Source organism: Dietzia sp. SYD-A1, from assembly GCF_015356725.1.
In the GTDB taxonomy this organism is placed as follows: domain Bacteria; phylum Actinomycetota; class Actinomycetes; order Mycobacteriales; family Mycobacteriaceae; genus Dietzia.
The window spans coordinates 1-11058 of record NZ_JADDKI010000116.1; the positions used below are offsets into that span (position 1 = coordinate 1).

10 protein-coding genes are annotated in these 11058 nt (G+C 71.0%); 4 read left to right on the forward strand and 6 right to left on the reverse strand.

Annotated features, from left to right (window positions below; all coding sequences use genetic code 11):
* Positions 1-753 (reverse strand): hypothetical protein (locus IY392_RS05520; protein WP_194860726.1); only part of this gene is annotated, 753 nt, incomplete at its 3' end.
* A 77-nt stretch (positions 754-830) separates the two neighbouring features.
* On the opposite strand from IY392_RS05520, the gene IY392_RS05525 reads away from it, so the two are divergent.
* Entirely contained in the window at positions 831-1643 is an 813-nt protein-coding gene (locus tag IY392_RS05525) for a DUF3097 domain-containing protein (RefSeq protein WP_107756473.1), read from the forward strand.
* Between the two features lie 16 nt (positions 1644-1659).
* Here the strand turns inward: IY392_RS05525 and IY392_RS05530 are convergent, their stop codons facing one another.
* On the reverse strand, positions 1660-2328 hold the full coding sequence (locus IY392_RS05530) for a TVP38/TMEM64 family protein (protein WP_231750557.1): 669 nt from the start codon (positions 2326-2328) through the stop codon (positions 1660-1662).
* Between the two features lie 134 nt (positions 2329-2462).
* Here IY392_RS05530 and IY392_RS05535 point away from each other — a divergent pair, with 134 nt between their 5' ends.
* The 3 genes from IY392_RS05535 to meaB all read left to right on the forward strand — a co-directional run bounded on the left by IY392_RS05535 (position 2463) and on the right by meaB (position 7742).
* Entirely contained in the window at positions 2463-4310 is a 1848-nt protein-coding gene (locus IY392_RS05535; RefSeq protein ID WP_194860727.1) for a methylmalonyl-CoA mutase family protein, read from the forward strand.
* A 1-nt stretch (position 4311) separates the two neighbouring features.
* Positions 4312-6606, forward strand: coding sequence for a methylmalonyl-CoA mutase (gene scpA, locus IY392_RS05540; RefSeq protein ID WP_107756470.1), 2295 nt, complete (start codon positions 4312-4314; stop codon positions 6604-6606).
* Positions 6607-6740: 134 nt separating this feature from the next.
* Positions 6741-7742, forward strand: a complete 1002-nt coding sequence (gene meaB, locus IY392_RS05545; RefSeq protein ID WP_194860728.1) for a methylmalonyl Co-A mutase-associated GTPase MeaB — start codon at positions 6741-6743, stop codon at positions 7740-7742.
* A 36-nt stretch (positions 7743-7778) separates the two neighbouring features.
* Here meaB and IY392_RS05550 read toward each other — a convergent pair whose 3' ends face one another.
* The 4 genes from IY392_RS05550 to IY392_RS05565 all read right to left on the reverse strand — a co-directional run.
* Positions 7779-8990 (reverse strand): sigma-70 family RNA polymerase sigma factor, encoded by a 1212-nt coding sequence (locus IY392_RS05550; RefSeq protein ID WP_194860730.1) that lies wholly within the window; start codon positions 8988-8990, stop codon positions 7779-7781.
* Between the two features lie 83 nt (positions 8991-9073).
* Positions 9074-9571: a YciI family protein gene (locus IY392_RS05555; protein WP_228549068.1), complete on the reverse strand. Its 498-nt coding sequence runs from the start codon at positions 9569-9571 to the stop codon at positions 9074-9076.
* A gap of 28 nt (positions 9572-9599) precedes the next feature.
* The gene (locus IY392_RS05560) at positions 9600-9797 is read right to left on the reverse strand and encodes a hypothetical protein (protein WP_017836767.1); all 198 of its coding nucleotides are present in this window, start codon (positions 9795-9797) and stop codon (positions 9600-9602) included.
* A gap of 74 nt (positions 9798-9871) precedes the next feature.
* A partial coding sequence (locus IY392_RS05565; protein ID WP_194860729.1) for an acyltransferase occupies positions 9872-11058 on the reverse strand: 1187 nt, incomplete at its 5' end.

Here is an 11058-nt window from a genome sequence, read left to right on the forward strand (position 1 = left end):
CTTCACGGCCACGAGTCGACGCAGGACGGGCTCGCGGGTGGCCGGGTCGACGCCCACGTCCGGCTGTGCCAGCGCGACCGAGATGATCGCCTCCACCCTGTCGATCCTGTCCACCAGCTCGATCACGCGGGACGGCAGACCGGCGGGTAGCCGGGTGACGTGGGAGTCCAGGTCCAGATCGCCCGCCTGACCCACCCGTGTCGTGGTCCGCTCGATCAACTCCGCCGCCTCGACCACCGCCTGCCCCAGGGCGAACAACGCCGCCGAGGGCCCGTCGGGTTGGGGAGGCACCGGACAGTCCGCGATACCGCGGGCACGCCACCGCAGGACGTCCGGGTGCGGGTGGACGCACGTGAGAACGACCGCCTCGCGGCTCGCCGGGTCGCGGACCAGGACGCCCCATCCCGCCGCCGCCACGTCGGACCGGACCGCGGGGACAGCGGGCAGGCTCGACGAGTCCCCGGGCGCGGCGGTCAGCAGGGCGAGCGACTCCGGAGCGGGATACGTCCGACCCGATCGGCGGAGTGAGGTGATCAGGCCCGGGAGCAGTGCGGTCGGTCCCGAGGCGGGGGAGACCCCGTCCAGCATCCGCACGGGATCACCCTTGACCTCGACCAGGTGGGACCCCGCGAGCCCCGAGACATATCCGGTGAGGGCGTCGAACGGTTGGTCTCCCCAGGCGGTACGCAGCAGGACGAGGGGCAGTGGCCACGCGGGGGACAGCGCGGCGCCGCGGGTGAGGGGGCGTGACATGACGATCGATCCTACCGGTCGGTGCGCCGCCCCCTCCCGGTCCGCGCATCCGGCTAGCCTGTCGGGCCATGACAGACATGTACGGATCCGACGTCCTGTCCGGGACCGCCCGGCGCCGCCGGCCGGAAATCCCCGTCGTCGTCGCCGAGAGCGATCTGGTGGCGGAGCACGCCGACTCCGGCTTCTGCGGAGCCGTGGTGGGTTTCAGCCACACCCCCGACGGCGACTTCGTGAAGCTCGAGGACCGTCGCGGCCTGGTCCGCCTCTTCGCCATGACCCCCTCGGCCTTCCTCATCGACGGCTCACCGGTCACCCTGCGTCGGCCCGGGCCGGTCGTGAAGGCGGGCCCGAAGGTCACCGCGTCCGGGTCCCGGAAGGTCGAGGGCCTGCGAGCCAGGACCGCGCGCGCGGGCCGAATCTGGGTCGAGGGAATCCATGACGCGGCCCTCGTCGAGAAGATCTGGGGCCACGACCTGCGTGTGGAAGGGATCGTCGTGGAACCGCTTCACGGGATCGACGACCTGCCCGCGCTGGTGGGGCAGTTCGGGCCGACGCCGCAGGCGCGCCTGGGCGTCCTGGTCGACCACCTCGTGGAGGGCAGCAAGGAGTCGCGCATCGTGGCCGGGCTCGGGGACGACGTGCTGGTGACCGGCCATCCGTACGTCGACATCTGGCAGGCGGTCAAGCCCCGGGCCGTGGGCATCCACACGTGGCCCGTGGTGCCGCGTGGGGAGGACTGGAAGACGGGCATCTGTGACCGTCTGGGCTGGGGGGAACCCGCGGACGGCTTCCGGCGGGTCCTGGCGGCGGTGAGCTCCTACCGCGACATCGAACCGGCCCTGCTCGGTGCGGTCGAGCGGTTGGTGGACTTCGTCACCGAGCCCGCCTGATCCCCCGGGGCACGGTTCACGACGCCTCGGTGTCGTTCCCCGGCTCGGTGTCGTCGTCGCCCCGAACGGGCAGGCGGGCGTCCAGGATCATGCCGACCAGCCCCACCCCGGCGAACGCGGCGGTCGCCCACAGTGCGGCGGTTCCGTCGCCCTCCGTGAGGGAGTGCCCCAGCAGGACCGCCGCGACGGTCCCCGGAGCACTGCCCAGGACCGTCGCGACGAGGAACTGCCGGAACGGGATCGAGGTGAGGGCGGCCGCGTAGTTGAGTACGGAGAACGGCACCGCCGGGACCAACCTCAGGCTCCCGACGGAGAGCCATCCGCGCCGTCGGAGACGTGCGTCCACCGCAGCGATGCGGGGGTCCGAGCGCAACGAGGCGGTGCGGCGGTGGCCCAGCCGGCGGACCCCGACGAACGCCAGCGAGGCCGCTACCCCGGAGGCCACCAACGACGACGGGATCGCCACGGCGGGGGTGAAGAGCACCGCGGCCGAGTACGTGAAGGTCGACCGGGGGATCGGGCCCACCGTGACGAGCGCGTAGGCGGTGAAGAACGCGACCGGGAACCACGGTCCCAGCTGGTCCGCCCAGCCACGCAGTTGCTCCAGGCCAGGGGTCGGGATGACGGTGGCCAGCAACACCAGGAGCAGGACGACCGCTGCCCACCCCGCCACCCGTCCTCGCACGCGTCGACTCTAGTCCCAGGGCTCCGTCGTACCCGCGCCGGTGACCCCGCACACACGGTCACGTTCCGGCGGGCGAAGATGCTGCATTAGAGTCCGAGGTGACCCCCTTCACTCCACAAGAGAACGAGGTACCGGTGTCCAGTCCGACCACAGGTCCCGACCTTCAGTCCTGGTACGCCTCTGTGGGAGCCGTCCTCGCGAAGGCCGCCCGCAAGGATCCGTCCGAGATGCCGGAGGACGCGTGGCGCGCCCTCGTGGCCACCACCCGGGACGGGATCGAGGTGAACCCCCTCTACACGCGCGCCGACGAGACGCCCGAGCGCTCCGCACCGGGCTCGTTCCCGTTCGTGCGAGGAGGGGACCGGTCAGGGTTGCCGGACAACGGTTGGCACGTCTGCGTCCGGGTCGACGCCCAGGGCGACCCGAGCGACGTCAACACCGCCGTTCTGGACCTTCTCGGCCAGGGGGCGTCCGCCCTGTGGTTGCGGGTGCCCGCCTCCCAGGTGGGTGCCGTCCTCAAGGACGTCTATCTCGACCTCGCCCCGGTGACGTTCGACGCCGGTGCCGACCTCGTCGAGGTGGGTGAGGCGTTCCTCGAACTGCTCGACCAGCGCAGGGCCGCGGGCGACGGGGTGACCGACCGGTCCGCGATCATCGCCGACCTCGGTGCGGCACCGGTCACCGCCGCGTACGGCGACGGGGGGCCCTCGCGGTCGATCGACCTCGGCGCGGCGGTCTCTCTCGCCACACGCGTGGCCGAGCGGGAGGAGACCGTCCGGACCTTCGTGGCCGACGGCACGGTCTTCCACGCCGACGGTGCCGGGGACGCCCAGGAACTCGCGTACGCCACCGCGGCGGGCCTGGAGTACGTGCGCGCCCTGGTCTCGTCGGGGCTCGACGTCGACCTCGCCCTCCGCCAGATCTCGTTCCGACTGGCCGCCACCGACGACCAGTTCGTCTCGATCGCCAAGTTCCGTGCCGGGCGTCTGATGTGGGCCCGCGTCGCGGAGCTGCTGGGCGCGCCCGACGCCGGGGACGCGCCCCAGCACGCCGTGACCTCCGCGGCCATGATGTCGCGGCGTGACCCGTGGGTGAACATGCTGCGCACCACTCTCGCCGCGTTCGGTGCCGGGGTCGGCGGCGCCACCTCCGTGACCGTGTTGCCGTTCGACGTCTCCCTGCCGGGAGGTCTGGAGAGCACCTCTCGGGCCTTCGCCGAGCGGATCGCCCGGAACACCCAACTGCTGCTGCTCGAGGAGTCGCACCTGGGGCACGTCGTCGACCCGGCCGGCGGATCATGGTACGTCGAATCACTCACCGACTCGCTCGCCGAGGCGGCGTGGTCCGCGTTCCAGACCGTCGAGTCCGAGGGCGGACTCGCGGCCGCGATCGCCTCCGGGAGCGTCGCCGACGCCATCGCCCGTGTCCGCCAGGCCCGTGATGCCGACATCGCTCACCGCACGGCACCCGTCACCGGGGTCTCCGAGTTCCCGAACCTCGCCGAGCCGCCACTCGACTCCACGCGCCGGGGTGGCGAGGACTACCGGTACGGCCGCGACTTCGAAGCCCTGCGCGATCGCTCGGACGCCCACCTGGAGGCCACCGGGTCCCGGCCGACGGTCCTGCTCGCGGGGCTCGGCCCGATGGCCGAGACCACGGGCCGCGTGACCTTCGTCGCCAACCTGCTCGCGGCCGGCGGCATCGACACCCGGAACCCACTGGCGACCGCGGCAGACCAGTACGCCGGTGTCCGGAAGGATGAGGACATCGCCGTCCTCTGCGGCGCCGACAAGCGCTACGCCACCGAGGGCCCGGACGCCGTCCGTGCGCTGCGTGAGGCGGGTGTGGGAACGGTCTACCTCGCCGGCGCCGAGAAGGGGTTCCCCGCCGACGCCACGGATCGGCCGGACGGGTACCTCGCCACCGGGATCGACGCCGTCGCCGCCCTGACCGCCCTCCTCGATCAGCTGGGAGTGAAGTGACATGACCACCTTCCCCGATTTCAGCATCGCCCCGCTGCGCGAGACCAGTGAGGGTGCTCCGCTACCGGACGGTGTGGAGACCGCCGTCGACCACCACGCCGTCGGGGGTGTCGACCGGGACGTCGACGCCGGACCGCGGTGGGAGACCCCCGAGGGTATCGACGTCAAGCGGGTGTTCACCAAGGCGGACCGTGACGCGGTCGAGGCGGGCGACGCCCCGACCGACGACGGCGAGGAGGTCACCCCCTTCCCCCTGGACACCGTCCCGGGGGCGGCCCCGTTCCTCCGCGGCCCGTACCCGTCCATGTACGTCAACCAGCCGTGGACGATCCGGCAGTACGCAGGCTTCTCGACCGCTGCCGAGTCCAACGCCTTCTACCGGCGCAACCTCGCGGCGGGCCAGAAGGGCCTGTCGGTGGCGTTCGACCTGGCCACCCACCGCGGGTACGACTCCGACCACCCCCGTGTCGCCGGCGACGTCGGGATGGCGGGCGTGGCGATCGACTCGATCCTCGACATGCGTGAGCTCTTCGACGGCATCGACTTGTCCGCCGTCTCCGTGTCGATGACCATGAACGGGGCCGTGCTACCGATCCTCGCGTTGTACGTGGTGGCGGCCGAGGAACAGGGGGTGACACCGGAACAACTCGCGGGGACCATCCAGAACGACATCCTCAAGGAGTTCATGGTCCGCAACACCTACATCTATCCGCCCACGCCCTCGATGCGGATCATCTCGGACATCTTCGCCTACACCTCCCGGAAGATGCCGAGGTTCAACTCCATCTCGATCTCCGGCTACCACATCCAGGAGGCCGGCGCGACGGCGGATCTGGAGCTGGCGTACACCCTCGCGGACGGCGTCGAGTACCTGCGTGCCGGGTTGGACGCCGGGCTGGAGATCGACAAGTTCGCACCCCGGTTGTCCTTCTTCTGGGCGATCGGGATGAACTTCTCCATGGAGATCGCCAAGCTCCGGGCCGGCCGTCTGCTGTGGAGCGAACTCGTGGAGAAGTTCGGGCCCAAGAACGAGAAGTCCAAGTCGCTGCGCACCCATTCCCAGACCTCCGGGTGGTCCCTCACCGCCCAGGACGTGTTCAACAACGTGGCCCGGACGTGTATCGAGGCCATGGCCTCGACGCAGGGCCACACGCAGTCGTTGCACACCAACGCGCTGGACGAGGCGCTGGCCCTGCCCACCGACTTCTCGGCGCGCATCGCGCGCAACACCCAGCTCCTGCTCCAGCAGGAGTCGGCCACGACCCGCCCGATCGACCCCTGGGCAGGGTCGTACTACATCGAGTGGCTCACCGCCCAGCTCGCCGACAAGGCCCGCCTGCACCTGATCGAGATCGAGGAGGCGGGGGGGATGGCGCAGGCCATCGGCGAGGGGATCCCGAAGCTGCGCATCGAGGAGGCCGCGGCCCGCACCCAGGCGCGGATCGACTCCGGGCGCCAACCGGTCATCGGGGTCAACAAGTACGTCGTCACCGAGGACCAGGAGATCGAGGTCCTCAAGGTCGAGAACTCGCGCGTGCGCGCGGAGCAACTCGCGAAGCTGGACAGACTCCGTGCGGAACGCGACGAATCGGCGTGTCAGGCGGCTCTCGCCAGACTCACCGAGGCGGCGGCCGGGGGTGCCGGGAGCGGGCTGGAGAACAATCTCATGGCGCTCGCCATCGACGCCGCCCGCGCCCACGCGACCATCGGCGAGATCTCGGACGCGCTCGAAAAGGTCTACGGTCGACACAAAGCCGAGATCAAGACGCTGTCCGGCGTCTACCGGCAGGAGGTGTCGAAGGAGGGCGCCGTGGACAACGTCACCAGGGCGATGAAGATGGCCGAGGAGTTCTCCGAACTGGAGGGTCGCAGGCCCCGCATCCTCCTGGCCAAGATGGGTCAGGACGGCCACGACCGCGGCCAGAAAGTCGTGGGGACCGCGTTCGCGGACCTGGGTTTCGACGTCGACATGGGCCCGCTGTTCCAGACCCCGGACGAAGTCGCCCGACAGGCCGCGGACGCCGATGTGCACGTGGTCGGCGTGTCGTCGCTGGCCGCCGGTCACCTCACCCTGGTCCCGGCGCTGCGGGAGGCGCTCGCCGAGGTGGGACGCGAGGACATCATGGTCACCGTCGGAGGCGTCATCCCTCCCGGAGATTTCCAGGAGCTCTACGACGCCGGTGCGACCGCGATCTATCCGCCCGGGACCGTGATCTCCGACGCGGCCATCGAGTTGCTCGAGGCACTCGCCCGTGAGCTCGGGCACGAGCTGACCTCCTCCGGGGCCGAGTCCTGAACCGCCTCGGCTCCGGTCCCGATCCCGCGGGCTCGGGCAACACCACGGGCAGTCTGTCGACGACTCTCGGAACCGGTGCGGTCCGTGGCCCGGTCCCTTCCGCGACGGGCGCGAGGCCGCGTCGGGAGATCGACGTGGGGGCCCTCCTCGAGGGAGTGCTCCACGACGACCGACCCGTGCTCGCGCGCGCCATCACGCTGCTGGAGTCCACGAACCCCGCGCACCGCGAAAAGGCGCAGGAGCTGCTGCTCGGAGCGCTGCCGCATGCCGGGGGAGCCCTGCGCATCGGGATCACCGGGGTACCGGGCGTGGGCAAGTCGACGTTCATCGAGTCGTTCGGGCTGTACCTGGTGGAGAAGGGGCACAAGGTCGCGGTGCTCGCCGTCGACCCGTCCTCCACGCGCACCGGCGGTTCGATCCTCGGCGACAAGACCCGGATGGCGACGCTCGCCACGGAACCCCGCGCCTACATCCGGCCCTCACCGACCTCCGGGACGCTCGGGGGCGTGGCCAAGGCCACCCGGGAGACCATGGTCCTCCTCGAGGCCGCGGGTTTCGACGTGATCCTCGTCGAGACCGTCGGGGTGGGCCAGTCCGAGGTCGCCGTCGCCGGGATGGTCGACTGCTTCACGTTCCTCACCCTCGCCCGCACCGGCGACCAGCTCCAGGGCATCAAGAAGGGCGTGTTGGAGTTGGCCGACGTGGTCGCCGTGAACAAGGCCGACGGCCCCCACGTCAAGGACGCCAGGCGCGCCGCGCGAGAACTCGGCGCGGCGCTGCGACTCGTGCGACCGGCGGACTCGGTGTGGAAGGTTCCGGTCCTGACCATGTCGGGGCTCGAGGGCGAGGGTCTCGACGAATTCTGGGAGGCCGTGCGATCCCACCAGGACACGATGGGGGAGATCGGCGAGGTCGAGGCCCGTCGCGCGCGCCAACAGGTCGAGTGGACCCGGTCGATGGTGCACGACACGCTCATGGCGCGGCTCGCGGCCGACCCGGACGTGAGACGGGTCACGGCCGATGTCGAGCGACGCGTGAGCGAAGGGACGCTGACGGCGGCTCTCGCGGCCCAGGCCATCATCGACGCCTTCGACTCGAAACGCCCGGAGCGCTCGGAGCGCTCGGGTCAGTCGTAGCAGGTGGACCAGTCGGCGGACTCGGCGCCCCGCCGGCTACGCCTCCCACCACCGACGGATCAGATAGGAACGCTCGGCCTCGTTCCTCGAGAGTTCGAAGGCGCGTGCCCAGGCCAGGCGCGCCTCCTCGCTCCGGCCGAGGAGTTCCAGCGTCACCGCCCGGGCCTCGTGGAACGGGTGGTGCTCCCGCAGTGTCGGATCCGAGGCCAGGGCGTCGAGTGCCACCATTCCCGCGTGGGGACCGTCCCGATGCCCGAGCGCGACCGCTCGGGCCACCCGCACGACCGGACCGGGGGAGAGATTCAGCAGGATGTCGTAGAGCACCACGATCTGGGCCCAGTCGGTCGAGTCGACGTCCTGGGCCTCGGCGTGGAGTGCGGCGATCGCCGCCTGGACGCTGTACCTCCCTGGCCCTCCCGCGGCAGCGGTCCGGGCCAGTGCGAGCCCCTCGTCGACGAGGAGACGGTCCCATCTGCAGCGGTCCTGCTGGCTCAGGGGAATCGGCATGCCGTCCGGGCCCGACCGCGCCGGCGCCCGCGCCTCGGTGAGCAGCATCAGGGCGAGAAGCCCCGCCACCTCGCTCTGCCCCGGCATCAGTCTGTGGACGATGCGCCCGAGGCGGATGGCTTCGGAGGTGAGTTCGGTGCGCAGGTGTCGCGCGCCCTCCGTCGCCGCGTAGCCCTCCGTGTAGACCACGTAGATCACGGCGAGGACCGCCGGTAAACGCCGTGGGAGGTCGGCGGCCTCCGGCACGCGGACCGGGATCCGGGTCACCCGCATGCGCTTCTTCGCGCGTACCAGGCGCTGTTGCATCGTGGGGACCGGGACGAGGAAGGCCTGGGCGATCTCGACTGTGGTCAGTCCGGCCAGGTACCGGAGGGTCAGCGCGATCTGCTCCTGGATTCCCAGGGTCGGATGGCAGCAGGCGAAGAACAACTCGAGCCGCTCGTCCGGGATGTCGTCCGGATCCGCGGGCGACACGCTCGGCGGCGGCGGGGGCCGCCTCTCCTGCTCTACCCGCAACCTCGCCAGCCGCTCCGTCAAGGCCTTCTCCCGCCGGAGTCGATCGATCGCCTTGCGGGTCGCGGTGGTCATCAGCCAGGCCAGCGGGGTGTGAGGGACACCGGTTCTCGGCCACGTCTCCAGGGCTGCGGTGAGAGCGTCCTGCGCGGCGTCCTCGGCCAGTTCGAGGTCCCCGAACCGCGACACCAGCGCAGCCAGCAGCCGGGAGCTCTCCTCACGCCTCATCGCGGCCAGGGCATCGGACGCCGCGGGCCCCGGGGAGGTCACGGGTGGGCCCCCGCTCCCACCCCGGACACACGGACATGCATCTAGAACTCCGCGATGGCGCGGACCTCGACCCGCCCACCGTGGACCCCGGGACACCGGGCCGCCCACGTCAGTGCCTCATCGATGTCGGGGACATCGATGATGATGGTCCCGCCGACGAACTCCCTGCTCTCGGCGAACGGCCCCGACGTCACGACGGGCTCGGTCGCGCCCGGTGGGATCGACACGACGACCCCCGTGTCCGGATCCTCCAGGGCGAACCCGCCGGCGAGCACCCCGGCCTTCTCGAGCTCCGCATCGAAGGCCATGAACTCCTCGACGCCGGGACCCTCGTCCGCGCCGGTGACCGCGTCCTCGCCACAGCGGGCGGCATCGAGGTCTGCGAAGAGCAGTAGTACGTATTTCATGTCGATCTCCTGACCGATCGTGGTGGGCGTCGGCCGCGAGAGCGGCGACACCATGATGACGAACGGCCCCCGGGAGATCGACAGGTCCGCGAAAAGAATCTCCGCGCTCTCCGGATTCCGCTCCCGGGGCATCCGCGCGGGAGATGTCGCGCGCGCGGGCTCAGTACCGTTCGTCCGGCACCCGGCGGCCCCGGGAGCGCATCGCGAACAGGAGACCGATCACGAAGAGCACCACACCGGCCACCATGAGTATCACCGCGAGGGTGTTCGAGTCGATTCCCGGGATGGTGACCTCAACCGCGTACATGAGTATCGCGCCGATCACCACGAGGACCACTCCGCCGCCGATGTAACCCATAGCTGTTCTCCTTCGTCGTGACCGCGCGCCTGTCCGCGGTGTTGCGCTCACCCTACGAGAACTCGGCGTCGAGTTCAGGCGTGCGGAGAGAGGAACTTTCGCGCCGGTTCCTCGATGAACCGGTAGCTGGCCGCGCCCACGGCGATCGACCCGGCCACGGTCACGGGCCAGATCACGCCCATCCGCCGGGTCCACAGCGAGGTGCGGGTGAGCGGGAACGCGTAGTGCAGCACGGTCAGGTGCCAGAGGAAGATTCCGTACGACCAGCGGCCGATCGCCTGTAGGGGTGCCGATTCCAGGACGCGGAAGCGCGAGCCCGCCGGGGCCAGGACGACCGGTCCCAGGAAGAAGAACGCCATCGCCGCGGTGAGCCCGTTGCGCGCGGCGTACTCGCGGCCGCTCGGGTGGTGGAAGCCCTCGGAGAACCAGCGGGGGGACGTCGTGGCGAACAGCGCCCCTGCGCCAGCCGCCCACCACCCCCACCTCGCGTACGGTGCCCGGCTCAATCGGGCGAGCAGTCCCGGGCGGGCGGTGGCCAGCTCGGCCAGTAGCATCCCGGAGGCGAACCAGGCGGAGAACGCCGGCGGCAGGATCTGGTCGTTGACGCCCGTGGGCAGGAGCCGGAGGCGTTGCCAGGGGATCAGCGGAAACAGCAGACCGGAGAGCCCGAAGGCGCCGACGGCGGGCAGCCGCCATCCGGCCCGGTCGCCGCGCAGGTTCTTCATCCCGGTCCACAGCGCCGGGAGCGCCAGGTAGTAGGCCATCTCGACCGCGAGGGACCAGGCGTGCGTGAGCCCGGAGACGAGGAACTTCCGCTGGTAGATCTGCGTCAGGGTGAGGTTGCGCAGCCAGACCACGGGGCCGTTGACCCGGTTCTGGGGCAGGAGCACCATCGCGACGGCGACGAGCACCGCGTAGGCGGGCATGATCCGCACGAGGCGGGCCCGCAGGTAGGGGATCACCGCGCGGGCCGTTCCCGGCCGGTCGCGGCGGGCGTGGTCGGAGTGTGCGCGCCACAGGAGGAAGCCGGTCTTGGCGAAGAACACCGCGACCAGCATGTCCAACCGACCGTAGAGGCGGCGTACCGGCGTCCCGTAAGACATCCGGGTCACGAACGCGACGTGGGTGGTGATGATGCCGATCGCCGCGAGGCCGCGGAGACCCTCGAGTGCGGGGAGGTGACCGTGTGCACCGGCGAGCCGCGGCTGCTGCTCCCCGGTGGCCTCGGCGGCGGCGGTCTCGGGACCGGTGGCCTCGGCGG

Coding starts and splice junctions, on each gene's coding strand:
- IY392_RS05555 (WP_228549068.1), bottom strand. CDS start 9,571: ATGCCCCGGGAGCGGAATCCGGAGAGCGCGGAGATTCTTTTCGCGGAC.
- IY392_RS05525 (WP_107756473.1), top strand. CDS start 831: ATGTACGGATCCGACGTCCTGTCCGGGACCGCCCGGCGCCGCCGGCCG.
- IY392_RS05550 (WP_194860730.1), bottom strand. CDS start 8,990: ATGAGGCGTGAGGAGAGCTCCCGGCTGCTGGCTGCGCTGGTGTCGCGG.
- IY392_RS05560 (WP_017836767.1), bottom strand. CDS start 9,797: ATGGGTTACATCGGCGGCGGAGTGGTCCTCGTGGTGATCGGCGCGATA.
- scpA (WP_107756470.1), top strand. CDS start 4,312: ATGACCACCTTCCCCGATTTCAGCATCGCCCCGCTGCGCGAGACCAGT.